Genomic DNA, 24093 nt, shown 5'->3' on the forward strand with positions numbered 1-24093 from the left:
CAGACGGTTAAGTCTTACTCGGCAGCTGGAGCAGCGCCTTGGGCATCTTCGCTAACTTCTACAAACTCGTCAGCGCCGCCGGCAGTCTGGGAAGACTCCAGGCATGTATCAGCAACTGCTTTTACGTAGATCTGGATAGCGCGGATTGCGTCGTCGTTACCCGGGATTACGTAGTCAACGCCGTCAGGATCGCTGTTGGTATCAACAACACCAATAACAGGGATACCCAGCTTGTTCGCTTCTTTTATAGCGATACGCTCGTGGTCTACGTCAACAACGAACAGCGCGTCTGGCAGGCCGCCCATGTCTTTGATACCACCGATAGAACGCTCAAGCTTATCCATCTCGCGGGTACGCTCAAGAGCTTCTTTCTTGGTCAGCTTGTCGAAAGTACCGTCTTTGCTCTGGGCTTCCAGATCACGGTAGCGACGGATAGACTGACGGATGGTCTTGTAGTTGGTGAGCATGCCACCCAACCAGCGATGGTTAACGTACGGCTGGTTAGAACGCAGTGCTTCTTCCTTGATGATCTTGGCTGCGGCACGCTTGGTACCCACAAACAGGATCTTGTTCTTGCTTTCGGTCAGCTGCTGAATGAAATCCAGCGCCTGGTTCATCGCAGGAACAGTCTGCTCAAGGTTGATGATATGAATCTTGTTACGAGCACCAAAGATGTACTTACCCATCTTCGGGTTCCAGTAACGGGTTTGGTGTCCAAAGTGAGCACCTGCTTTCAGCAGGTCACGCATATTTACCTGAGCCATGATATTTACCTTTTAGCTTCGGGTTAGGCCTCCACGCATCCAATTGCCCCAACCTGTCTCCTTAAAGCAGGAGCCGGCACCCTGGGACAACGTGCTGACACGTGTGTGAATTTACCGAGTTTTGTTTCGGCGGGCGCGTTTATACCATATCTCGCGCCCGCAACGCCATTACTTTTGGCAAATACCTTCCTTGTACCTATGGCTCGCGCCCCTTAAAATGCTGGCTTGATGCATATAAACAGGAAGTCCGATGCAAGTATCTATTAAGACCCCCGAAGAAATCGAAAAGATGCGGGTAGCCGGCCGCCTGGCAGCGGAAGTTCTTGAAATGATCGGCGAGCACGTCAAACCCGGCGTTACCACCGAAGAGCTTGACCGCATTTGCCACGACCACATTGTTAACAAGCAGCAGGCCATTCCCGCTCCGCTGAACTACAAAGGTTTCCCGAAGTCTATCTGCACCTCGGTTAACCACGTGGTGTGCCACGGCATCCCGACCGACAAGAAAGTTCTGAAGGACGGCGATGTCATCAACATCGACGTAACCGTCATCAAAGACGGCTACCACGGCGACACCAGTAAGATGTGGGTTGTCGGCAAGCCCAAACCCGGTTCTGAGCGCCTGATCCAGATCACCCAGGAATGCCTGTACAAAGGCATTGAACTGGTCAAGCCCGGCGCCCGCCTTGGCGACATTGGTCACGTTATTCAGAAGCACGCCGAGAAGCATCGCTACTCTGTGGTTCGGGATTACTGCGGTCATGGCATCGGCGCCGTGTTCCACGAAGAGCCTCAGGTTATGCACTACGGCACACCGGGCACTGGCCTTGAGCTCAAAGAAGGCATGACGTTCACCATTGAGCCGATGCTGAACCAAGGAAAGTACCACACCAAGCTTCTGGCTGACGGGTGGACTGCGGTCACCAAAGATCACAAATTGTCAGCCCAGTGGGAACACACCATTCTGGTAACCGCAGACGGTCATGAAGTTCTGACCAAGCGTTCAGAAGAGTCCTTCTAAGTGGACCAAAGCGAGCTGGAACAGCGCATCAGCCACGACCCTTCCCCGGTCGTGGCGGCAAGAGAGTATTTGCAGCATCACTACGAAGCCGATGCCGAAGCCTTTCGGCAAGGTGCTGACGTCAGAACTCTGGTTCACACCAGAGCGACGACGGTAGACACAGTGCTTCGATTGATCTGGAATCGCTATCCATTTTCCAGCTCGCCCGACATCGCTCTGGTTGCCGTAGGCGGATACGGCCGGGGCGAACTCCACCCACATTCCGACATTGACCTGCTCATACTCACTCACCAAGGGACGGAAAGCGTATGGCAAGACGACCTGAGCGCCTTCATCACCTTGTTGTGGGATCTGAAACTGGATATCGGCCACAGCGTTCGCAGTGTTGACGAATGCGTTGCCGCCGCAAAACAAGACATCACCATCCTGACCAACCTGCTGGAAACCCGAACGATCGCCGGCCAGGACAGCCTTCGGGAAGACCTCACCGAGCAGGTTTATCTGGACGACGTGATGTCAGACAAAGATTACTTTGTCGCCAAGTGGGAAGAGCAGCAAGGCCGCCATAAAAAGTACGGTGATACCGAGTACAACCTGGAGCCCAACGTCAAAGGCTCGCCCGGCGCGCTGCGTGACATTCAAACCATCGGCTGGATCACCAAACGGCATTTCCGGCTTGAAAGCACCGCCGAGCTGGCCCGATTCAGCATCATTACCGATGAAGAACACCGGGTATTGCTGGAAGGCGAAACCTTTTTATGGCGTTTACGCTTTGGCCTTCAGCTCATTGCCGATCGCAATGAAAACCGGCTTCTGTTTGATCATCAGCGCGCCCTCGCCTCAATGCTGGGCTATAAAGACGAAGGCAAACGTCTTGGCGTCGAGCTGATGATGCAGTCGTACTACCGAACCGTGTTGGCGCTGGCGGAGCTGACGGATGTTATTCTCCAATACTATGACGAAGCGATTCTCGGCAGTGGCAGCGAAGACGAAATCCGGCCGCTGAACAAGCGCTTCCAAATGCGCAACTTCTACATCGAAGCCATCAACAATCAGGTGTTTGCTTACGCCCCCTACGCCATCATGGAAATTTTCGTGTTGATGGCGCAGCACCCTGAAATCAAGGGCATTCGAGCAACCACCATTCGCTCCCTGCGGGCGCACCGGCACCTGATCGACGATGTATTCCGGTCTGATCTCGCGGTAACCAGCCTGTTCATGGAGCTTTTGCGCACGCCCCATCCGCTGCACAAAACGCTCTCTGCAATGAAGAAGTACAACGTGTTGGGCCGGTATCTGCCGGAATTTGGCGACATCATTGGCCAGATGCAACACGACCTGTTCCACATCTACACGGTGGACGCGCACACCATGCGCGTGATTCGCAACATGGTCAGGCTGACCAGCGACGAAGCCAGAACCGAGTACCCCCTGGCCTCGCGGCTGATTCATCGCCTACCGAAAATGGACACCCTGTTTATCGCCGGTTTGTACCACGACGTTGCCAAAGGCCGCGGGGGCGACCATTCCGAACTCGGCGCCATTGATGCCGAAGCGTTCTGCGAACGACACCATTTAAGCGAGCGAGACACCCGGATGATCGCCTGGCTGGTGGAGAACCACCTGCTTATGTCGATGACTGCTCAGCGCAAAGACATTTCAGACCCGGACATCATCCAGGCTTTTGCGCGAGCCATCCCGAGCCAGGCGCATCTGGACTATCTATACACGTTAACCGTATGCGACATCAGCGCCACCAACCCCAAGCTTTGGAACACCTGGCGCGCCTCTCTCTTGCGCCAGCTCTATATTGAAGCCAAGCGAGCCCTGCGCCGCGGCATAGATACACCGGTTAACCGGCAAGCGTGGATTGATGCTACCCGCGAAGAAGCCCGGGAAATCCTTAATGCCCAGAACATGACCGACGAACAAATCGATCAGATCTGGGACACCGTGGACGAAGAATACTTTCTTCAGGATTCCACCGTCGATATCGCCTGGCAGACGGCCGCCATCATCCGCCATGGCGACAATCCGGACCCACTGGTGCTGATCCGAGACACCCGCGGCGGGCCAACCGACGGCTACTCCCAGATCATCATCTACATGCGGGACCGTGTCGCCCTGTTTGCAGCCACCACCGCCGTGCTGGAACAACTGAACCTGAACATCGTCGATGCCCGAATTAACTCCAGTGAGGGCCCCCACTCGATCAGCTCCTATATAGTGCTGGATGAGCAAGGGCAACCGCTGGGGATCGACCCTGCCCGGAAAGAGCGCGCGCGCAAACGCCTGATCGAAGAGCTGGATGATCCGGAAGACTACCCGGACATCATTCACCGGCGTACTCCTCGGCAACTCAAACACTTCGCCTTCCCGACCGAAGTCACTTTTTCCAATGACACCATCAACCAACGAACGTTGATGGAAGTCATCACACCCGACCGCCCCGGCCTGCTGGCCCGGATTGGTCAGGTTTTGCTCGAGCACAGGGTGCGGCTGACCAACGCCAAAATCGCCACCCTGGGCGAGCGGGTAGAAGACGTTTTCTTCATCACTGACGAACATGGCCGGCCACTGAGCGACCCCGCTGAGTGCGAAGCCCTGCAACAGCACCTCTGCAAAATGCTGGACGAGATTCAATGAATTCCAATCTAGAAAGACTGCACCCTTACCCGTTTGAAAAACTGGCGAAACTAAAGGCCGGCATCACCGTGCCTGAGCACCTCGCGCCGATTTCACTGGGCATTGGCGAACCCAAACACCCCGCACCCGCCTTCGTAAAGCAGGTGGTGGCCGACAACCTCGACAAGCTGGCCAACTACCCCACCACCAAGGGCATCGACGAACTGCGCGAAACCATTGCCCACTGGGCGACCCGCCGCTTCGATCTGAGCGAAGCCTCACTCGACCCGGCGCGCAACATCGTTCCGGTAAACGGCACCCGCGAAGCGATCTTTTCGTTGGTGCAGGCCGTTGTTGATTCGAGCAAACCCGCGACCGTGGTCAGCCCGAACCCGTTTTACCAAGTGTACGAAGGGGCCGCCTTCCTCGCGGGCGCCGATCCGGTTTACTTGCCCTGCGATGCCAGCAACGGTTTCATTCCGGATTTCGACAAGGTTCCCGAGTCCGTGTGGGCCAGCTGCCAGGTACTGTTTCTGTGCTCCCCCGGCAACCCCAGTGGCGCTGTGGTCAGCCGGGAAACTCTGACCAAAGTGATCGAACTGGCCGACCTCCACGATTTTATTGTGGCGTCTGACGAGTGCTATTCCGAACTCTATCCCGACGAAGCCAACCCGCCCGAAGGCCTGCTGCAAACCTGCGCCGCCATGGGCCGCAACGACTTCAAACGCTGCGTGGTGTTCCACAGCCTATCCAAACGCAGCAACCTGCCCGGCCTGCGCTCCGGTTTTGTCGCCGGCGATGCCGAAGTGTTGGCGGGTTACCTGAAATATCGCACCTACCACGGTTGCGCCATGCCCATTCACAATCAGCTGGCCAGCATCGCTGCGTGGAACGATGAAGAACACGTAAAAGAAAATCGTTCGGCGTATCGCGCCAAATTCGAAGCGGTCGTGCCTATCTTGCGCGAAGTCATGAACGTCGACTTCCCGGATGCAGGCTTTTATCTCTGGCCGGAAACACCGTTCGACGACGAAACCTTCGCTCGGGAACTGTCAGCTCAGCAAAACGTCCACGTGCTTCCCGGCCGCTACCTGTCCCGCACCGTGGACGGCCATAACCCCGGCGAGAACCGGGTGCGCATGGCCTTGGTGGCACCTGTAGAAGAGTGCGTTGAAGCGGCGCACCGCATTGTCGAATTTGTAAAAGGGTTCAAAGCATGAAGCTCTACGGCATCAAAAACTGCGACACCGTCAAAAAAGCCCGCAAGTGGCTGGACGAAAACGGCGTCGCCTACGAATTCCACGACTTCAAAAAAGACGGCCTGAGCAGCGAGCAGCTGACCGAATGGGAGCAAACGCTGGACTGGGAAACGCTTATCAACAAACGCGGCACTACCTGGCGAAAACTTCCCGATGAGGTTCGTGATAACATGACCGCCCAAAGTGCTCACGAGATCATGCTGGAGAACGCCTCCATCATCAAACGCCCGGTCGTTGAACGCGGCGAAACAGTAACCGTGGGCTTTAACGCAGACGAATGGGCTGCGTGGACGAGCTAACACTTTAAAACCCTCTGCCCTTGACCTCTCGCAAAGAAACGGAGGTTAGCGGCAAGGGAAAAGAACTCGGTTTTCAAACATATTAGATAGGAGCAACCACCAGATGAGTTTTGCATTCGGCATCGGCATCGGCACCCAGAACAACCAGGGCGAATGGCTGGAAGTGTTCTACCAGCAACCGGTTATGACCCCAGGCAAAGACCTGATCGACGTGGTTGAAACCGCGCTGAACTACAAAGGCGGCAATCAGGCCATTGAAGCGAGCGCCGAGCAACTGACTCAGTTCGCTACCTCCCTGCGCCAGCTGGGCGAAACCGCTCAAGCAAAACTGGCCGAGCAAGCGGCTGAGAGCAAAAGCCCTGTCGTGGTTACCGTACTGGCCACCGACGATACCGCCTCCAGCACGCCCGAGGTGTACCTGAAACTGCACCTGATTTCGCACCGTCTGGCCAAGCCCCACAGCCTGAAGCTGGACGGCATCTTCGGCCTGCTGCCGAACCTGGCGTGGACCAACGAAGGCGCCATTGATCTTAATGAACTGCCAGCACGCCAGCTGCAAGCTCGTGTAGAAGGCCGCACTCTGGAAGTGAAGTCTGTCGATAAATTCCCGCAGATGACCGACTACGTGGTACCCAAGGGCGTTCGTATTGCGGACACCTCCCGCGTTCGTTTGGGCGCTTACGTAGGCGAAGGCACCACCGTGATGCACGAAGGCTTCATCAACTTCAATGCCGGTACCGAAGGCACCAGCATGATCGAAGGCCGTATCTCAGCGGGCGTTATGATCGGCAAAGGCTCTGACCTGGGCGGCGGCTGCTCCACTATGGGCACCCTGTCTGGTGGCGGCAACATCATCATTTCCGTGGGCGAAAACTGCCTGCTGGGCGCGAACGCTGGCATCGGCATCCCACTGGGCGATCGCTGCACCGTCGAGGCTGGTTTGTACATCACCGCAGGCACCAAAGTTGCCCTGCTGGATGACAGCAACGAATTAGTTGAAGTGGTTAAGGCTCGCGATCTGGCCAGCAAAAACGACCTGCTGTTCCGCCGCAACAGCCAGACTGGCGCCGTTGAGTGCAAAACCAACAAGTCAGCTATCGAGCTGAACGAAGAACTGCACGCCAACAACTAAGACCCGCACAAGCCCCTCTTCCGCCGCGAAGAGGGGCCATTCCAGAACAAGCAAGAGCCTTCCTATGACCTTATCGCCTACTCTCGAACTCGCCATGGACCTCATTCGCCGCAAGTCGGTCACCCCCGACGACGCCGGTTGTCAGGAACTGATGATGTCCCGCCTCGCCCCACTCGGCTTTGCCGGCGAGAACCTGCGATTTGGTGAAACCGACAACCTATGGGCACGAAAAGGCACCGATGGCCCGGTGCTGGCTTTTGCAGGCCATACCGACGTGGTGCCAACCGGCCCCGAGCGGAACTGGGCTCATGCACCCTTTGAGCCCGTCATCGAGGAAGGATTTTTGTACGGCCGCGGCGCAGCCGATATGAAAGGCAGCCTTGCGGCGTTTGTCACAGCCTGTGAACGCTTCGTCGCCAAGAACCCGAATCATCGCGGCTCCATTGCCCTGCTCATCACCAGCGATGAAGAAGGCCCGGCTCACGACGGCACGGTTAAAGTGATTGAAACACTGGAAGCCCGAAACGAGAAAATCGACTGGTGCCTGATTGGCGAGCCGTCCAGCACTCACGAAGTAGGTGACGTGATCAAAAACGGCCGCCGCGGCTCATTACATGGCTACCTGACCGTACACGGCATCCAAGGCCATGTGGCCTACCCGCATATGGCCGAAAACCCGGTGCATACTGTCGCCCCGGCACTCGATGCTTTAGCGAAAGAATTCTGGGATAACGGCAACGATTTCTTCCCGCCCACCACCTTCCAGATCACCAAAATTGAATCCGGCGTGGGCAGCAACATCATTCCCGGCGAATGTGTGGTGCACTTCAACTTCCGGTATTGCTCCGAAAACACCGCCGAAAGCCTGGAAGAACGTGTGGTCGCCATTCTCGACCGCCACAATTTCAAATACGACCTGCAATGGCACCTCAGTGGTCGCCCTTTCCTGACCGACCGAGGCGCACTGGTGTCCGCCAGCCAGGAAGCCATTCGTACCGTCACCGGCCGGGAAACCGAACTGTCTACTTCAGGTGGTACATCCGATGGCCGCTTTATCGCCCCCACCGGCGCACAAGTGGTCGAGCTCGGCCCCATCAACGCCACCATCCACAAAGTGGACGAATGCGTGAAAGCAGAAGATTTGGATACCCTGTCAGAAATCTACGAACAGATTTTAGTCGAACTGCTGGGATAATTCGGAAGGCGGTAGACCCACTCGGATTGATGGGCCTTTGCACTGAGGGGTCTGCACTGAGGGGTCAGACCCCCGCGCGTCTTTGGGCCCTAAGGCCGCGCGAGGGTCTGACCCCGGAGTTAGAACGAAACTCCAAAATCAGTAATGCGGCGGCGGGGTCTCCTCATCCTCCCGCCGAATATGGGAAGGCGCCACATCCTTAAGCTGCTGGTGCATCAGCCGCTTCGCCTCCCACAGCTCCCGAATGTCCATTTCCTGCTTGGTCACCTGCTCGCTCAAGGTGTTGATTACGTCATCCTGAAACGCAAGTCGCATTTCCAGATCTGCAATCCGGTCTTCGAGAGTCTTTTTACTCATGAGATTTGGTCAGCCCTTTCGTAAATCTGGTATCATGGCGCCTTTTACCGCCAACGCCAGATATTCTAAACACAGAATTCAGCGGCGGTGTTCACTGCCGGACATGCCATTTTACCCGATGTTCGGCTTTTTATCGTTAGCGTTTAATTATGGAGAATAACCAACCAATGCGTAATCCAGCCAAAGCGATCCTTGTTGCTATCCTGATCGCAATTCCGGCACCGTTTGTTCTGGGCCTGTTACTGTCTGCCACCCCGGCACCGCTGAAACTGCTCGCCATGGGCGAAGGCGTTGAAGCCCTGGGTAGCCAAGGTGGTATTGCCGCGTATTTGATGGCGTTTGCTGTTTTCGCCATTGTGGGTTTTATCGCTGTTTTGGTTGCCGGTAAGCAAGCAGCGCCTGCTGCCCCTGCTCGCACTCAGAACCGCCCGGCTCGCGCCAGTCAGCCACAGAACGATTACGACGACGAAGACGACTTTGACGACAACACTCCGGAAGGAGACGAAGAAGGTACCGTTAAGTGGTTCAACGTCAAAAAAGGCTTCGGCTTTATCGTGCGTGAAAGCGGAGACGAGATCTTCGTTCACTTCCGTGCCATTCGTGGCCGTGGTCGTCGCGTACTGCGCCAGGGCCAACTGGTTCGCTTCAACGTAGTTGATGCCGACAAAGGCCTGCAGGCAGACAACGTGTCAATCCTGAGCGATTGATCACTCCCTGCAAAAACAAAAAGGCAGCCTTGATCGGCTGCCTTTTTACGTTCAGGGCGCGGTTAATTCCACACGACCTGCTGTTCCCCCCGATGATCTAATCGCCACCACTTTTCATCATCCACTGAATCGCCTTCCTGCCACTCGCCCAAACTGCAGCGAATTTCGCCTTCCATCCTGCGCCAGGCGCTCCGTGCGCATTCCAGATCCGTGTTCCAAGGCAACTCGTCGCCCTCAATTACCAGCGACGTGAACCGCTTCCCGAACGCGCCGGGGTACAAGGTAATGCGCAGCGTGCTGCCGTTGAACCGCGCACGGCCTTTAACAACCGAAGTTACATCGGCATCGTCCAGCCGGACCTCATCAAGCTGCCCTTCAAGCCACCGGGAAACGGCACCCGGCTCAAGGTCACGAATGTATATTTCCAGATCCTGCACCCAAGGTATCTCCATGCTGTTGCTTATTCTGCCGCACATAGTGAACCGGCTCCTGCTCGGCTGCAAGCCATCGCCCCAATTCCTGGCGAAGATCGTCCACCATTAACCGGCGCAACGTGCCGGCTCGTTGCCGTTCATGCCACCGCACTTCGGCAGCAACCTTCGACAACTCCAAGTCTTGCGCATCATGATCATCATGACTAAAACTCTCGCCCCGTGCGACTGACACCAGCGACTGCCTGTGAGCGACCTCCTGCCTTCCCGCAAGCGCGATGGACTCCAGTGGTCCGCGGCTGGCAAACATCTGCAGGCGGGCAGCCGTTCTTCGTACCCATTCGAGCATGCCGCCCGGCGAGGCCACACAGCAGCTTTGGCGGGTGGCCGCATATTCTAGGGCGGAAAGAGCGATTTCAACGCCAAATCGTTTCTCGATCAACGGTTGATGCGCCGTGAGAATCGCACGCCGTTGCGCGGTGCTGACAGGCGGCAATGGAACGATCTCCAGCGTTCTTCCGAGCAAATGGTTTAGCCGCTGCTCACCGCCTACGTCGCTCCCCGCGCAGGGCGCGAGCAGTAAAATGGGCCCACACCAGCTAGACACCAGCTCTCGGGCAACACCGTTTGGCTGCGCCATTAACTCCAGCAATTCAAGCGGGGATACGTTATCCAGCACCAACACCGGCCAACCACATGCCTCCTCACTTTGTGAGGGCACCGCAGGTTGTTCCAGCGCCATAACCTCCGCTTGTCGACGCAAATCGACCTGCACCCAATAGAGCCCCGGCGTGCCCAAAAGTGACTGCAGCCAAGTCGTTTTACCGCTACTACGCTCTCCTTGCACCCAAATCAGCCCGGTTTTGTTCGCCGCAAGAGAAACGGCGACATCTTCAGCCAGCGCCAGCCAGCTTGACTCGACCACGGTTAACGGAACGTACTCGGAAGTATTCGTATCCCGCGCCCGAGCCGAACTTAGTCCTTCATCCGGCCAGACACCCACCAATTCAAGCACAGCCACATAGGCTTTATCTTGCAGTCGCTCGGCGCAGGTCACCAATCCCCGCAAAAGCTGGGACCAGTTTAACCAAGGACCGTCAATCACCTCGCGGGTTGCTGAGATCCAGTAGATGAGCTGCGATGACAAATCACCATCCCCGTGCACCTCAGCAACAATCGGCTGTTCGCCCTGAACAGTACGAACCAGCTCATCAAGATCCACGCCTTGGCGCCTGAGAAAGGGGGCTACTGCGTCAACCTCATCCAACATTGCCAGCAGAAAGTCTTCCGCTGTAATCACCGAGCCACCCCGCTTCCCAACATTGTCTCGGGCCACAAGCAGTGCTTGCTGGCATTGGGGCTCTAAGCATCCTTGCCAATCTTCCATTCAGGCTCTCCATCGGGGATAAAACAGCCCGGAATTTTAACAAACCCCACCCTGCGCGATGGCGGTAAAGGTCACACGGCGCTTACATCCTTGAATTAAACTTTTGAAAGCTACCGACATTGAGGATCCGTTTTCGAACTCTCAACCGCTTTAGGATTCAGGTATCCTGAACGCATGAATACAACGTCAGAACCGCTTTCCCTACATCGTTTCAAAACCCCGGCAGTCCGCCATCTGGCCTGGCTGTGTGAGGCGCCGCAATTGGTGGCGTCTCCCATCAGCTTTCGGCCCTTCGAGTTTCTACCTCCGAATTATCTAGCCACCCTCATACACTGGGACCGCCACCCAAAGGACGCACCCGCTCGTTTTCTGGCCCCTATGGAAAAACGACTCGGCCACTACTTTGAACGGCTTTACGAAGTGATGCTAAGCGACCTTATGGGCTGGGAAGTTGTTTTGAAAAACCAACAAATACGAACCGAGAAACAAACGTTGGGAGAGCTGGATTTCTTGCTACGAAACCCGGTGTCGGGCGAATTTGAACACCACGAAATCGCCATCAAGTACTATCTGGGCGTACCTGCAGCCGAAGGGCCAACCCTATGGTACGGCCCCAATGCGCGTGACCGGCTAGATCTTAAAAGCCATCATATGTTGTCGCACCAAAGCCAAATGGCGCAGCGGCCTGAAACCCAAAATGTGTTGGCTAAGCTCGGCATTCACGACCCCGTCAAACCACGGATATTCATGCCCGGATATCTGTTCTACCCTAATGATGAATTCGCCGAACTGCCGACCACGGTTCCCGACGACCACTTAACCGGGAAATGGCGCTATGCCGCGAACCTCAATACAGAAAAGACCCGCCATTGGGTTCGTCTGAATAAACCCCATTGGATAGGCCCCTGGAACCAGCACGGCCAACCAGATGCCGATGCAGCCCGGGCAACCATCCAGTGGGTTGAGGCAGAAGGTATACCGGCACTGTTTGCGGAGATGGCTTGGCAAGCTGAACTATCTTGCTGGGTAGAAACAGATCGCTGGTTTGTAGTTCCCAGCAGCTGGCCTCAAAGCCGTCGCTAGCACAACATCAACACAGGAGATCATCATGAAATACCTGCACACCATGATTCGGGTCAGCAACCTGGACGAGACACTCCACTTCTTCTGCGACCTGCTCGGCCTGGTCGAAATCAGCCGAAAAGACAGCGAGAAAGGCCGCTTTACTCTGGTGTTTCTGGCCGCCCCTGAAGACGAAGAACGCGCCCGGCAAGACAAAGCTCCCACCATAGAACTGACCTACAACTGGGACCCGGAAGAATACACCGGTGGCCGCAACTTCGGACACCTCGCGTTTCGGGTGGACGACATCTACGCTCTGTGTGAAAAGCTGCAAGCGAACGGCATCACCATTAACCGCCCTCCGAGAGACGGTTATATGGCTTTTATTCGCACGCCGGACGGGATTTCCATTGAGTTGTTGCAGAAGGGGGATTCGCTGCCGGCTCGGGAGCCTTGGGCGAGCATGGAGAATGTGGGGAGTTGGTGAGGGGTTGGGAGATATTCGCCCCCTGGGGTCTGACCCCAACGTCTAATTGGTGAATTACTGGCATGAAAGATAACATAGGTTCTCATTGCGGATAACGGCAGAGCCAAAAGCACTGGTGTTAAGTATCTAGAACCCGTTCTGGGAGTCGCTGTGATCCAGTGCTCTTAAAGCTTCACGGGACAAAAAACCTACATCTCTCTTGCCAGGATCACCTTCATGATTGCCAGAATCACCCAGCTATTTCCCCTCTGGGCCATCGCTTTTTCTGTACTCGCTTACGTTCAGCCAACGCTGTTTGTCGATCTGAAAAGCACAATTGTGCCTCTTCTTACCATAATCATGCTAGCCATGGGCCTGACACTGACACCTGCCGACTTCGGCAATGTTGCGCGGAGCAAAGGTGCCATTACCCTAGGAGTTATTCTGCAGTTCTCAGTCATGCCCATCCTGGCACTGGTCATTAGCCTGGTGATGGGATTCAGCCCTGAACAAACGGTTGGTATGGTTCTGGTTGGCAGTGTTGCAGGTGGTACCTCATCCAACGTCATGGCCTATCTGGCCAAGGGCGATGTCGCGCTGTCTATTTCGATGACCGCAATCTCAACCCTGCTCGGAGTTGTGCTGACCCCCTTGTTGACAGGATTCCTTGCGGGCAAGACTGTAGACGTACCCGTTGCCGCCATGCTGCTCAGTCTGGTCAAGATTGTCCTTCTTCCAGTGGGTATCGGCGTGGCCATCAACACTCTCGCTCGTCCCGCAATAAAACGTATCGAAAACATACTACCGCTGGTGTCCATGGCGGCTATTGTAATCATCGTAGCGATTGTGGTGGCACTGAACAAAGATAACCTCGCCGTTCAGGGTATGGCAATCGCAGTGGCGGTCATCCTGCACAATGGGCTTGGGCTGGCGCTCGGTTATGGGCTGGCAAGACTGTTTGGCTTCGAGCCGACAGTGTGTCGCACCATCGCCTTCGAAGTTGGTCTGCAAAATTCCGGCCTGGCCACTGCACTGGCGATGAAATTCTTTACCCCGGTGGCCGCCATTCCGGGTACGCTATTCTCCGTTTGGCACAACATATCCGGCTCTATTCTGGCGGGCTACTGGTCCCGGCGGCAGCCTGAGGAGCGCGACAGCGCTCAGTTAGCGGTTGAAAGCTAAGACCTTGAATCCGCGGGCGAAGCCGACCGGCTTCGCCCGCATAGTTTCAAAGGTGGTCTGCAGGCGGTTATTCAAAAATATACATTCCGTTTTCATCCTTCCTCACATCCATAAAACCCATGTGAGGAAAAAGTCGAACCTTGATTGTATATGAGAGAGAGCCCCCGGCAACGGCCAGCAAAACGCCCAAGATCGAGACGACCGGGAAATGGTTGAAGAAATAGACATAGCCGGCAGCAACGGTAATACAGAGCAGAATATATGAGGCATATCCGGTGAAAGACTTCCTGAACAGGCCGACAAAATAGAAAATCGTCAAAATGAATGTTGCAACGATGCCTTGCCAGCCGAACTCCTCATCCATCGGGACCACGCTGGAGTATATCACCCAAACCCCAAAAAACGCCTGAAGCAGGCAGAGCGTCAGCAGGATCCGATTGAGCAGGATGGTTTGTATAGACGGTGAGCCATGCTCGAACGTTGCGATCTTATTGGCCAAACGCATTTGATTGCCCGACTGCTTTTTGAGCTGCTCAAAGATTTCGTTTCGGCTTAAGCCCTGCTTTATAAGTTCTTTGATTTGATAGTCCATTGTTTACTCTCCTTGTAACGTTAAATTGGCCAAGCACTCTCAGGCCGTTGCTTACGATATTCTTCCATCGATATTTTTCCCAGTTGCGGAGTGAGCTTGCAGGTCCTCTCGCCCCACGGATAATTCTCCTGCCGCCGATGGACCTCGTTCCAGCCCTCACCGTTCTTCCAGGCTTCCAGATCGAGGTCACGCCAGCTAAGCGCACTTGGCCAGTGTATTCGGTTAAATTCGCTGCAGCCGTCTTCAAGGGTCTTGTCCAGCCTTTTGTTGATGGCTTTCTCGAAGGGCTTAAGAACAAAGCCCATACCGGTACTCATTAGCCAGTTTGTTGTGATGGGTGTCGCCCAGACCGCGAAAGCAAACCATGCCAATATAAAGAAAATGATAAACACTCCGACCAGGAGGGCCGGAAGTTCAGCAACAAACTGCATCTCCCCCAAGGCCCAGATCATTAATGCTGGCCCCCCAATCCATAATGTAATCACCCAAGTCATAGGCACAATCAGGATCAGAAACTTAAAACCCAATTTGTCGTTCAGAAACCGGATTTTTTGGTGGTCCCACCACCAATCCTTGGATGTAAATTCGGGGTCGAACCCTTCATGACCCTGAAGGGCTTCAACGTCTTGAATCGTGCCGAGATATGGAATAACGCTGCATAGGTACCGACAGGTTGAAGTTCCTCGCCGATGCGCGTTCGTTCTTTGGGGGAAGGTGGCAGTGGCCCCATCTCCATAGCTCGAAAGGCCGCGTTCGAAAAACCACTTCCCAACTGCAGCTCAGTCACGCAGATCCCTCAAGCAACACAAAACACTGAGTTGCGAGCGACAAGTGGCTGCGCCGACGCCATCAAGCATCTCAAATCGGCCAGGCATCGGCCGGACGTAGCTCTCGGTATTCCGCCATCGTGATCTTACCGAGTTGCGGCGTGAGCCGGCACTTCCGCTTATTCCAGGGATATTCCATCTGCCGCTTCAGCCACTCTACGCCCTCCCCTTGCTTCCAAACTTCCAAATCCAGATCGCGCCAGAAGCGTGGGTTACGACCTGTCCGTTCGTCATGCTCCGCGGTGACTGGATCCAGGTGCCGGAAGGGTTCCAGCCTTGGTACGTCAGGTAGCGGTTGCGTCACATCCATGTAAGTCTGGAGTACGTCCCAGAGCGCCAGAACCTCCGATTTGCTGGATTCAATAGTGCTGAAAGCGGTTTTGTGGAAGGACTTTTGGGTATAGCGGTGCACGAAAATGAGACGGTAGAACACACCGCTCTGCTGAATCACCCGGTCCACATACGCATCGAATTCTACAAACGGGGCTTCAAAATAACGCTTGCGACCCAAAGCCATGCGAACCTGCCCGGTGACACGATTAAACTCGCTGCAGCCGTCTTCCAGAGTGTCATCCAGTTTCTTGTTAATGCTCTTCTCAAAGGGTTTAAGAATAAACCCCATGCCTGTGCTCATGAGCCAGTTGGTGGTTGTACCAGCTACCCAAAATGAAAATAGCAACCACGATGGCACCAAAGTAAATAGCATTAGTAAATGAAGAAGAGCATGAAATTCATATAATTCGGTTAACTGCAGTGAGCCCCAAACAATGGCACCCAACCCACCAAAAACCAAAGTAAAAATCCAAATCATCGGTACTAAAAGAACGAAAAATTTAAGACCCAACTTTTCATTCACGAATCGAACTTTTTGGTGATCCCACCACCAATCTTTGGACTCGAACTCAGGATCTGTCTTTTCGTGGTCTTGGAGTACTTCAACATCCTCGATCGCACTGTGATAGGGGATAATGCCCGCATAGCTGCCAACGGGTTGAAGCTCCTCGCCAAGGCGAGTGCGCTCTTTTGAGGATTTCGGAAGGGGGCTGTTCTCAAACGACCGAAAGGCTGTATCAGAAAAAATAGACATCTGTGATAACTCTGTCATAAGTCCCTCAAATCGGCCAAGCTTCAGACGGCCGCTGCTTCCGGTACTCATCCATCGAGATTTCACCGAGCTGCGGCGTGAGTTTGCACTTGCGTTTGCCCCACAGGTATTCCATCTGCCGCTTCAACCACTGAGCGCCCTCCCCTTGCTTCCAGGCTTCCAGGTCCAGATCACGCCAGAAGCGAGGGTTGCGGCCGGTCCGTTCGTCATGTTCCGCGGTGACAGGGTCCAGATGGCGGAAGGGTTCTAGCCTTGGTACGTCAGGTAGGGGCTGCGAGGTGTCCATGTAGCGCTGGAGCATATCCCAAAGCGCCATCACTTCTTCTTTTGTAGGCTCAACCCGACTAAGGGACGTCTGGCTAAACTGTTTACCGGTATAACGATGCACAAACATCAGGCGATAAAAGATACCGCCCGCTTCGATGACCCGCTCAACATAGGCATCGAATTCTTCAAGGGGCGCTGTCAGCTTTTTACCTCCAGGCAGAGCAAAGCATATTTGGCCAGTTTCTCGGCTGAAGAAGCTTTCGCTTGCTTCAAGGCTGCGGTCCAATAGGGTCCTATAGAAACTCTCGAAGGGTTTTAACAGGATTGCCACGGTACTCATAACCCAAGGCATCGTTTTGATGATTAGCAATATCGATAGAGCTATCCATCCCAAAACAACTCCAAGACCTAAAAGTGATTTTAATTCGTAAGGGAGCTCTAGCATGGAGGCATAGTGTAAGAGCATCATCCCCCCACCGACGAAGAGCAGCCCGCCCCAAGCGTAGGGAATTAGCAACTGCAAAGCCGATAGGCCAATGAACACCTTGCCATTTAGGAATCGAATCTGGCTTTGATCCCACCACCAATCACCTGAATTAAAAGCCTCGGGATCTCTTTGATCTTGATACTGCACCTGCACTGAATCTCCGGATATTCGGTAAAAGGGCTCAATATCCGCGTAGTCTCCAACAGGCTGCAAATCTTGCCCTAGTCTTTGCCTGCTTTTTTCTGCTTCTGGGATTGGAGGGATCCGACTACACCGAATTATATCCGTCCGAGAATCAGATCCTGTGGCGTTGCCATTCACACAATAGCCTCTTTGTTAAAAGCTTGATGGCTGGAGCGCTAGGCTTATATCGGCGATGCGCTTGTCGGCCGTAGTTTGCGGTACTCATCCATTGAGATCTTGCCGAGCTGCGGTGTGAGTTTGCATTTGCGCTTACTCCAAGGGTATTCCATCTGCCGCTTCAACCACTGTGCGCCCTCCCCTTGCTTCCAAGCTTCCAAATCCAGATCGCGCCAGAAGCGAGGGTTGCGGCCGGTCTGTTCGTCATGTTCCGCGGTGACAGGGTCCAGATGGCGGAAGGGTTCCAGCCTTGGTACGTCGGGCAGCGGTTGCGTCACATCCATGTATGTCTGGAGTACGTCCCAGAGCGCTAGAACCTCCGGTTTGCTGGACTCAATAGTACTGAAAGCGGTTTTGTGGAACGATTTTTGGGTGTAGCGGTGCACGAAAATAAGACGGTAGAACACACCGCTCTGCTGAATCACCCGGTCCACATACGCATCGAATTCTACAAACGGGGCTTCGAAATAACGCTTGCGACCCAAAGCCATGCGAACCTGCCCGGTGACACGATTAAACTCGCTGCAGCCGTCTTCCAGAGTGTCATCCAGTTTCTTGTTAATGCTCTTCTCAAAGGGTTTAAGAATAAACCCCATGCCTGTGCTCATGAGCCAGTTGGTGGTGACTGGGGTGACCCAAATTGCAAACGCAAACCAAGATAGCGACAGAAACCCTCCTGCTACCACCAAAACCTCGGAAGCAATATTGAGTTTGCTATTTGCCTCAACAATACCCCAGCCGACGAGCGCGATGCCGCTGAACCATAGGGTAAGCACCCAAATGACCGGTAACAAAAGAACCAAAAATTTGAGGCCTAACTTTTCATTCAAAAACCGAATCCGCTGGTGATCCCACCACCAATCCTTGGATTTGAACTCCGGGTCGGTCTTTTCATGATCCTGCAGTACCTCCACATCGCCGATCGTACCGTGATACGGAATAATGCCCGCGTAGCTGCCAATTGGTTGGAGTTCCTCGCCAAGGCGAGTGCGCTCTTTTGAGGATTTCGGGAGGGGGCGAATCCTCGTCGCTCGAAACTCCCTGTCGAAAACCTCGGGCGTCGAATTCAGCTCCTTCATATACTGACCTCAGTAAAGTACCAATATGGAGACTTGGGCTGGCCATAAGGGTTCATGAATGTACGTTCCTTAGGCGGTGGCTGGCTGTGTCGTGCCAGGTCAAACGATTCGTAGTCCTCAAACACGGGCGCAGGGAACACCAAAGGACCAAGCTCTGTCCCCAAGGTTACTTGCAGCCCTACCCTTACACGGGTTTCGACAGATTCCTGATAATTAAAGCTTTGGTATTCACTATCCTGAATCTCGCGTCTGACCAAAAACCGGACTGCTGACTGTTGTGGTAAAGACTGACGGGCAGTCACCTTAGTCAGCGGGGTCGCTTTAAGCATATTGGTAACCGTGCTGGATTGCGTTAAGCCCTTTGAGGGAATGTCAGTGGTTGAGGAAAGATAGGCAACCTCTTGAACCACCAGCCTGAACGGACTTGAAGGATATCCACCCTGACATTCTTGATTCAACCTGATGCGGCTGATTAGCGGCAACTGGACAGTTATTACGTAATCGTCTGGCTTAGGCCGATAATCAGGGTGGGTTAACTCGGAATCCGGCTCAATATCTTCGTATCGCTGCGCGGTCACCTGAATTGGAGATAAAAGCGCAAGAAGCTGGCTGTAGTACGCTTTATCATCCCGACCTGGCAACGAATTGTCAGGATGAGTTCCCCAAGGGCCACGCTTGAGAAGTTGCTCGAAAGCATCATCCGTAGCTGATGCGGCATAAAGGCCGCCACCAACAGCCATCGCCAGACCAAAGATGGCCCAACCCCAGCCCGGGATTACCAACAGGGTGTGCATAAGGGGTGATGCCAACACAATTAAACTGCCCGTCATAGCCATAGCATGGCCAGTAGCTGCATCAAAATCCTTGTTGGACAGGCTGATACGCATATCCCAAAAACTCAGCACAGCTCCTGCAGTTCCAGCAATAAAAGTCGCCAAACCTGCGACCCTAACCAACGTTGCGGTATTTAGAGTCTTTAACCGGTTGCCGATCAGTATCCAGTTTTTCATTTCAAACAACGGTCGGGTTGCTATTTTATACGTTTTTGTCGTTGGCCCGCCCGCTGCAGCAGAGGATCGCCCCAATAACTCACTGAGCTTAAATGATGCAGCAATTAAGTCTGAACCTGCGCCAGCAAATGCTTTTGCAACACTCAAAGCAACGTTACCATTGTCCGACTTCAGTGCCTTGTTCAAACTATTCAGCTCAAGAAAAAGGTTAAACGCCGCTAATACGACTAACCCCTTAGATACCGCAGGCCCATCAACCACTTCATTAACACTCTTAGCCAGATTCACTCTAACCAAGCTCAACTTGCGCACTTCCGGATGATCATCCGGGGCAACGAATACAGAAGTCGTAGCGCCAACCTTACGGATCGCCTCTTCTGTAGTTTCATGCATACGTGCGGGGCTAGTAGAAGCCATTATTCGACCAGAGTCATCCAGCAAATCTGCGTACAGGTAATCTTTTGACCGGGTGAGAACACCCTCCGTTCGATCAAAATCAGTCAGCCCCCGCACCAATCCATTTCCGGACACACCTATGATCGCCCCGGAAATCTTTTCCTCTGCCCGGCTCATTATGTGAATACGCTTAAGGCTAGGATCCACCAATGCAAAATTGGAGAGTACACCCTGCATGACACGCTGAAGCTCAACCTGCTTGATAAGATTCTCTTCCATCAGCCGCTTACCCACGGTAAGCACCGCAGAACTCCACTCATTAAGCGAGCCAGCGATCATGCCACTCACTTTGCCCGCATTGGCGACACCTTTGATTCCTGATTCAAGCCCGCCATTTTGCTCATTTAACTGCTTTTCCAGATAAACCAGAGACTGAAGGTTGAGTCGCTTCAACAGCTCTTCGTCAATCTCGGTGGTATCTTGAGCCCGCCTCTCTAAACTCTCGAAAAGGTGTTGTCCCCCGACTTCTGTTGCTTCCGGTGCCCACTTACTCAAAAACGAACGTTCGAAAAACCAACGACGAAGCTCTAACGGAATCCACCCACCGCGAGTTACGCCCTGAGCCCGAAGAACACCAGGGATCTGCTGGAGCACATTAAGAACGTCCGCAACCAGCAAATACCCTTCGCAGATCGCCACGTCATTACACGCCCGATAGTCCTCCAGCACCACGTCAAGCTTTTCGCTACTCAGCATTGTTCTCATCTTTGCTAAGTACCGATCAATAACGTTGATAGCATGATGCTTTTCGTCGGCCTTGAGCACCTGATCGAGCTTAGAGCGGTCAACGGCCGATGCATATCTGGCCAAGGGATTTTGGCCGCGGGATACAGGATCAAATACAGCCTGACGGATGAGCATCGCAGAGTGCACCATCGGATTGCTCTGGATAGACACATCCACTGCATCGAGATAATGCAAAGCCAGGTGCAGCTGCGACATCGAATGCCGAAGCGTGAACAAAGGATCAGAAATAGCCAAACATGCCACACCTTGCTTCTGTCTAATTTCTGATAATTGATCCTCACCCGATTCACAACTCATATCAAAAGGAGCTTCGAGTAACCGGCCAAGTTTAGCGCACAATTCACCCTCGACCGGTCCATCGAACCCTATTCCAAAATCACTGGGATTTTCGAGCATCAGTTCGACACCCAGATCTCTTGCGCGTAGCTCTGTCACATCCTCAATGCGCGAGGCTGGAAAACCACTACTGAAGCTTAAGCTTTCAACACTCGCCGCAGCCCATGCAGAACCTGCATATGTGGTTCTGGTTTTGCGAGCCGTTTCGTTTTGTTCAAGATACTCGATATAAGACCAGTCCCACTGCACCTCGCTATAAGCCATGTAAAACTCAGACATGACTGCCTGTCCTTGAAGAAAAACCGGCAGCAACACATCATCTAGCCAATCGCCGCTGGATGGCCTGACCATCCGCACGCTGGAATCGTCATCCGTCACTTCAATACGGATTGCTGCAAGATCAATGTCACTGAAACGAGAGTTTTCATTGATCTCCAACTCCCGCCAAAGCCGATCTTTCCGAAAAATATACAAGTAACCAGGCCGCAACAGCGCTACGCCCTTACCTTGATTAATCGTTAGCCCGCCAGATTTCACAGGCAGGTTATCAGCGATCTCGGCCAAAGGTTTTACCCTAAGGAGGGTGTTTTCCTGATAATCCTCGCGTTCAATATTAGAGCGAGCGTTTTCCAGAAGAGGAATGGTAATTTTGCCGCCATCTCGCTTGGGCACCGTCAGAACCAAATCCTTCGGATCAGCGTCGTCATATTCCGCCTTTCTCAAAACCGAGCGATCCCGGGACTCATCCACAAATTCCACTGCGTCGGTCATGCGTTTTCCTCCCCTTCGCTTCCAATAACGGCCTCAACTGAATCCCGCCCGAGATTACCTCCGATGACATCAATGATCAGTTTTCGGTCAGTGCCCGGTAACTGCTCAACATTCATTTGGTCGGGTGCGGCTGACTTTCGCTTTCCCACGCTTGCCAACGCGGGAGATTGCGGCACTCCGACATCATCATTCCCGAACATCTGCGGTAGTTCTGGAGCAACAGCCCCCTGCCCTGAACCACTCCCCGGCGCCCCACCAGAGTTAATCTTGATCCCCGGCCCGCTCAACGTAACCCCACTGGGGTCCAGTTTTATAAAACTCCCACCACCGGAAATGGTCAGTTCAGCGCCCGCATCTAACACCACTTTGGCACCGGCTTTGTGGTGCACCTCGGTGCCGGCTTCTGAGGCCATGGTTCGAGCAGTCTTCTGATGAAAAGTACCGCCAACGCTCTGGCTACAATCAGTGCCAACGGACAGCCGGCTTTCACCGTCGGTGGCGCAATGGTCCGCCGCTTTGATGTGGCTGAATCGGTTGTTTTCCACCGTCTGGTGGCGATCGTTTTTAATGACCTCCGTCCGGTTGTTTTCCGTGAGCAAGTCCAGCTCTTTCTGGGCGTGAACGTAGATCTGCTCTTCACCGGCTTCGTCTTCAAACCGCAGTTCGTTGCTGCCTTCGCCCCTGTGGGATTTGGTTTTCAGGGTGGTCCGGGTTTTGTGTTCCGGGAGCGCATACGGTGGCGTGTTGGTCGCATGATAGGTGCGGCCGGTGATGATCGGCTGGTCCGGGTCACCATCCAGGAAGCTGACAATCACTTCGTGGCCGATTCTCGGTAATGCCATAGAACCATGCTGGCCGCCAGCCCAGCCTTGGGACACTCGCAACCAGGCACTACTGTGTTCATCGTTGTTCGAGTATCGATCCCACGGGAATCTTACTTTCACGCGGCCGTATTGGTCGCAGTGGATTTCTTCACCCTCGGGGCCGGTCACAATGGCCATTTGCGGGCCGTCCATCAGCGGCTTGTGGTTGCACAATGGCCGCCAGGTTTTGTCGGCCGGAATGGCGGTGAATTCGTTGGCGTAACTGGCGGGTTCACCACCGCCCTCTTCTTCCAGCGCTTGCGGTTGTTTGCCGGTGTGGGTGATGGAGGTCAGTAGCCATTCCCGGTTCAGGCTTTGACTGTCGTGGTCTTGCAGCTCCACTTTGGCGCCAGCGGCAAAGTCCGGGCGATTGCTTTTGCCTTTGGCGACAGAAGCGTCGTTTCTCAGCGCGTCTAAACGAGTCTGGGTAAACGGCTGGCCGCTGGCGTCGGCTTTGTAGCGGCCGGGGTAGTCGTAGTGCTGGTATTCTTCCCGGTGGTTCACGCCACCGGCACTCTGTTCATGCATCAGAGCGTAGGCGGGGTTCTTGAAGGTGTAGTCTTTCATCGCCACCGATGAAGCTCGCACCCTTTCTTCGTAGGCGAAACTAAAGATACAGGCCTGCTGGGTGCTGCCGCCGGCTTTGGTGTTGCATTCAACGGGAGTCAGCTTCGGCGCATCACCGTGATGATCGGCAATGACTAACGCCGGCTGCTCTTCGCCATCCACGCTGCCGTGCTGGTAACGGTAGTGCCAGCCTTCTTCCGCAGCCAGTCGTTCCAAGAATTTCAGGTCGCTTTCCCGGTGCTGGACGCAGTATTCCCGTTCTTCGGGGGAACGCTTTAAATCAAACACCGTATCCACAATGCCCCGCTCTTCCAGCAGCGTGCGCACAATGGCATCGGTGGTCTGTGCCTGATAAATCCGGCTGTTGTGCATCAAGCCCAAGCGCCACACGGGAGGCTGAATCACCACTTCGTAATGGGTGCGGCGATGGCCAGTATTGCCCCGTACAAATTCGCTCACCACGCCATTAAAGCGGCGCAGAGGCTGGCCGTCTTGCCACACCACCAAATCAACGGGTTGTTCCAATACATCCGCTGCTTGCACGTCTGGGTCGGTGCTGGCCAGTTTCAAACGGCCATGGGAAAGCGTGGATAACCCTTCGGTGAGCACAAAACTGGCGACCACAAAGTGGTCTGAGGGGAATTCGCCAACACGGGCGGTGAACTGCAATCCGCTTGCCTGGGGCATAACTTCGATCCCTGAAGTTTAAAAGTGAAAACCGACTCCTCCTGAGCCAGCG

Annotated in this window: 21 protein-coding genes; 10 read left to right on the forward strand and 11 right to left on the reverse strand. The window is 54.3% G+C overall.

All coding sequences use genetic code 11. The features are described from left to right. Positions 1-14: 14 nt before the first annotated feature. Positions 15-764 (reverse strand): 30S ribosomal protein S2, encoded by a 750-nt coding sequence (gene rpsB, locus Q9245_RS03410; protein WP_199008030.1) that lies wholly within the window; start codon positions 762-764, stop codon positions 15-17. A gap of 250 nt (positions 765-1014) precedes the next feature. Here rpsB and map point away from each other — a divergent pair, with 250 nt between their 5' ends. From map to dapE, 6 genes are all read left to right on the forward strand, one after another. After that, on the forward strand, positions 1015-1785 hold the full coding sequence (gene map, locus Q9245_RS03415; RefSeq protein ID WP_305895837.1) for a type I methionyl aminopeptidase: 771 nt from the start codon (positions 1015-1017) through the stop codon (positions 1783-1785). After that, the gene (locus Q9245_RS03420) at positions 1786-4431 is read left to right on the forward strand and encodes a [protein-PII] uridylyltransferase (RefSeq protein WP_305895838.1); all 2646 of its coding nucleotides are present in this window, start codon (positions 1786-1788) and stop codon (positions 4429-4431) included. Beyond that, positions 4428-5630, forward strand: coding sequence for a succinyldiaminopimelate transaminase (gene dapC, locus Q9245_RS03425; protein WP_305895839.1), 1203 nt, complete (start codon positions 4428-4430; stop codon positions 5628-5630). Before Q9245_RS03420 ends, dapC begins: the two co-directional genes overlap by 4 nt. Then, positions 5627-5968 carry an ArsC family reductase gene (locus Q9245_RS03430; protein ID WP_305895840.1) on the forward strand — a complete coding sequence of 114 codons (342 nt, stop codon included), beginning with the start codon at positions 5627-5629 and terminating at the stop codon, positions 5966-5968. Before dapC ends, Q9245_RS03430 begins: the two co-directional genes overlap by 4 nt. 103 nt (positions 5969-6071) lie before the next feature. Further along, on the forward strand, positions 6072-7100 hold the full coding sequence (dapD, locus tag Q9245_RS03435; RefSeq protein WP_305895841.1) for a 2,3,4,5-tetrahydropyridine-2,6-dicarboxylate N-succinyltransferase: 1029 nt from the start codon (positions 6072-6074) through the stop codon (positions 7098-7100). Between the two features lie 64 nt (positions 7101-7164). After that, positions 7165-8295, forward strand: coding sequence for a succinyl-diaminopimelate desuccinylase (gene dapE / locus Q9245_RS03440; RefSeq protein ID WP_305895842.1), 1131 nt, complete (start codon positions 7165-7167; stop codon positions 8293-8295). A 138-nt stretch (positions 8296-8433) separates the two neighbouring features. Here the strand turns inward: dapE and Q9245_RS03445 are convergent, their stop codons facing one another. Continuing rightward, entirely contained in the window at positions 8434-8652 is a 219-nt protein-coding gene (locus Q9245_RS03445; protein WP_133005025.1) for a SlyX family protein, read from the reverse strand. A gap of 167 nt (positions 8653-8819) precedes the next feature. On the opposite strand from Q9245_RS03445, the gene Q9245_RS03450 reads away from it, so the two are divergent. Continuing rightward, entirely contained in the window at positions 8820-9359 is a 540-nt protein-coding gene (locus Q9245_RS03450) for a cold-shock protein (RefSeq protein WP_305895843.1), read from the forward strand. Positions 9360-9421: 62 nt separating this feature from the next. Here Q9245_RS03450 and Q9245_RS03455 read toward each other — a convergent pair whose 3' ends face one another. Both Q9245_RS03455 and Q9245_RS03460 read right to left on the reverse strand, forming a co-directional pair. Next, positions 9422-9796 (reverse strand): hypothetical protein, encoded by a 375-nt coding sequence (locus tag Q9245_RS03455; protein ID WP_305895844.1) that lies wholly within the window; start codon positions 9794-9796, stop codon positions 9422-9424. Further along, positions 9768-11177: a hypothetical protein gene (locus Q9245_RS03460; protein WP_305895845.1), complete on the reverse strand. Its 1410-nt coding sequence runs from the start codon at positions 11175-11177 to the stop codon at positions 9768-9770. The genes Q9245_RS03455 and Q9245_RS03460 overlap by 29 nt, the downstream gene beginning before the upstream one ends. 174 nt (positions 11178-11351) lie before the next feature. Here Q9245_RS03460 and Q9245_RS03465 point away from each other — a divergent pair, with 174 nt between their 5' ends. The 3 genes from Q9245_RS03465 to Q9245_RS03475 all read left to right on the forward strand — a co-directional run bounded on the left by Q9245_RS03465 (position 11352) and on the right by Q9245_RS03475 (position 13887). Beyond that, positions 11352-12260 carry a DUF1853 family protein gene (locus Q9245_RS03465; protein WP_305895846.1) on the forward strand — a complete coding sequence of 303 codons (909 nt, stop codon included), beginning with the start codon at positions 11352-11354 and terminating at the stop codon, positions 12258-12260. 25 nt (positions 12261-12285) lie between these two features. Continuing rightward, positions 12286-12726, forward strand: coding sequence for a VOC family protein (locus Q9245_RS03470; protein WP_305895847.1), 441 nt, complete (start codon positions 12286-12288; stop codon positions 12724-12726). Between the two features lie 216 nt (positions 12727-12942). After that, positions 12943-13887, forward strand: coding sequence for a bile acid:sodium symporter family protein (locus Q9245_RS03475; RefSeq protein WP_305895848.1), 945 nt, complete (start codon positions 12943-12945; stop codon positions 13885-13887). 67 nt (positions 13888-13954) lie between these two features. Here the strand turns inward: Q9245_RS03475 and Q9245_RS03480 are convergent, their stop codons facing one another. The 7 genes from Q9245_RS03480 to Q9245_RS03510 all read right to left on the reverse strand — a co-directional run bounded on the left by Q9245_RS03480 (position 13955) and on the right by Q9245_RS03510 (position 24041). Further along, entirely contained in the window at positions 13955-14479 is a 525-nt protein-coding gene (locus Q9245_RS03480; RefSeq protein WP_305895849.1) for a hypothetical protein, read from the reverse strand. Positions 14480-14499: 20 nt separating this feature from the next. Further along, complete coding sequence (locus Q9245_RS03485) at positions 14500-14973, reverse strand: hypothetical protein (RefSeq protein WP_305895850.1); 474 nt, start codon at positions 14971-14973, stop codon at positions 14500-14502. A 364-nt stretch (positions 14974-15337) separates the two neighbouring features. After that, positions 15338-16462, reverse strand: a complete 1125-nt coding sequence (locus Q9245_RS03490; protein WP_305895851.1) for a hypothetical protein — start codon at positions 16460-16462, stop codon at positions 15338-15340. After that, positions 16419-17318, reverse strand: a complete 900-nt coding sequence (locus tag Q9245_RS03495) for a hypothetical protein (RefSeq protein WP_305895852.1) — start codon at positions 17316-17318, stop codon at positions 16419-16421. Before Q9245_RS03495 ends, Q9245_RS03490 begins: the two co-directional genes overlap by 44 nt. Positions 17319-17530: 212 nt before the next feature. Continuing rightward, positions 17531-18604 (reverse strand): hypothetical protein, encoded by a 1074-nt coding sequence (locus Q9245_RS03500; protein ID WP_305895853.1) that lies wholly within the window; start codon positions 18602-18604, stop codon positions 17531-17533. Next, positions 18601-21924 carry a toxin VasX gene (locus Q9245_RS03505; protein WP_305895854.1) on the reverse strand — a complete coding sequence of 1108 codons (3324 nt, stop codon included), beginning with the start codon at positions 21922-21924 and terminating at the stop codon, positions 18601-18603. The genes Q9245_RS03500 and Q9245_RS03505 overlap by 4 nt, the downstream gene beginning before the upstream one ends. Then, on the reverse strand, positions 21921-24041 hold the full coding sequence (locus Q9245_RS03510; protein ID WP_305895855.1) for a type VI secretion system Vgr family protein: 2121 nt from the start codon (positions 24039-24041) through the stop codon (positions 21921-21923). The genes Q9245_RS03505 and Q9245_RS03510 overlap by 4 nt, the downstream gene beginning before the upstream one ends. Positions 24042-24093 lie beyond the last annotated feature (52 nt).

The organism is Marinobacter sp. MDS2, from assembly GCF_030718085.1.
Classification (GTDB): domain Bacteria; phylum Pseudomonadota; class Gammaproteobacteria; order Pseudomonadales; family Oleiphilaceae; genus Marinobacter.

Bases quoted from the DNA above. Each gene is read 5' to 3' on its own strand.
- dapE (WP_305895842.1), top strand. From the start codon at position 7,165: ATGACCTTATCGCCTACTCTCGAACTCGCCATGGACCTCATTCGCCGC.
- Q9245_RS03510 (WP_305895855.1), bottom strand. From the start codon at position 24,041: ATGCCCCAGGCAAGCGGATTGCAGTTCACCGCCCGTGTTGGCGAATTC.
- Q9245_RS03465 (WP_305895846.1), top strand. From the start codon at position 11,352: ATGAATACAACGTCAGAACCGCTTTCCCTACATCGTTTCAAAACCCCG.
- Q9245_RS03450 (WP_305895843.1), top strand. From the start codon at position 8,820: ATGCGTAATCCAGCCAAAGCGATCCTTGTTGCTATCCTGATCGCAATT.
- Q9245_RS03490 (WP_305895851.1), bottom strand. From the start codon at position 16,462: ATGAGTACCGGAAGCAGCGGCCGTCTGAAGCTTGGCCGATTTGAGGGA.
- Q9245_RS03505 (WP_305895854.1), bottom strand. From the start codon at position 21,924: ATGACCGACGCAGTGGAATTTGTGGATGAGTCCCGGGATCGCTCGGTT.
- Q9245_RS03445 (WP_133005025.1), bottom strand. From the start codon at position 8,652: ATGAGTAAAAAGACTCTCGAAGACCGGATTGCAGATCTGGAAATGCGA.
- Q9245_RS03430 (WP_305895840.1), top strand. From the start codon at position 5,627: ATGAAGCTCTACGGCATCAAAAACTGCGACACCGTCAAAAAAGCCCGC.
- Q9245_RS03485 (WP_305895850.1), bottom strand. From the start codon at position 14,973: ATGACTTGGGTGATTACATTATGGATTGGGGGGCCAGCATTAATGATC.
- rpsB (WP_199008030.1), bottom strand. From the start codon at position 764: ATGGCTCAGGTAAATATGCGTGACCTGCTGAAAGCAGGTGCTCACTTT.
- map (WP_305895837.1), top strand. From the start codon at position 1,015: ATGCAAGTATCTATTAAGACCCCCGAAGAAATCGAAAAGATGCGGGTA.
- dapC (WP_305895839.1), top strand. From the start codon at position 4,428: ATGAATTCCAATCTAGAAAGACTGCACCCTTACCCGTTTGAAAAACTG.
- Q9245_RS03480 (WP_305895849.1), bottom strand. From the start codon at position 14,479: ATGGACTATCAAATCAAAGAACTTATAAAGCAGGGCTTAAGCCGAAAC.
- Q9245_RS03475 (WP_305895848.1), top strand. From the start codon at position 12,943: ATGATTGCCAGAATCACCCAGCTATTTCCCCTCTGGGCCATCGCTTTT.
- Q9245_RS03470 (WP_305895847.1), top strand. From the start codon at position 12,286: ATGAAATACCTGCACACCATGATTCGGGTCAGCAACCTGGACGAGACA.
- Q9245_RS03500 (WP_305895853.1), bottom strand. From the start codon at position 18,604: ATGAAGGAGCTGAATTCGACGCCCGAGGTTTTCGACAGGGAGTTTCGA.
- dapD (WP_305895841.1), top strand. From the start codon at position 6,072: ATGAGTTTTGCATTCGGCATCGGCATCGGCACCCAGAACAACCAGGGC.
- Q9245_RS03460 (WP_305895845.1), bottom strand. From the start codon at position 11,177: ATGGAAGATTGGCAAGGATGCTTAGAGCCCCAATGCCAGCAAGCACTG.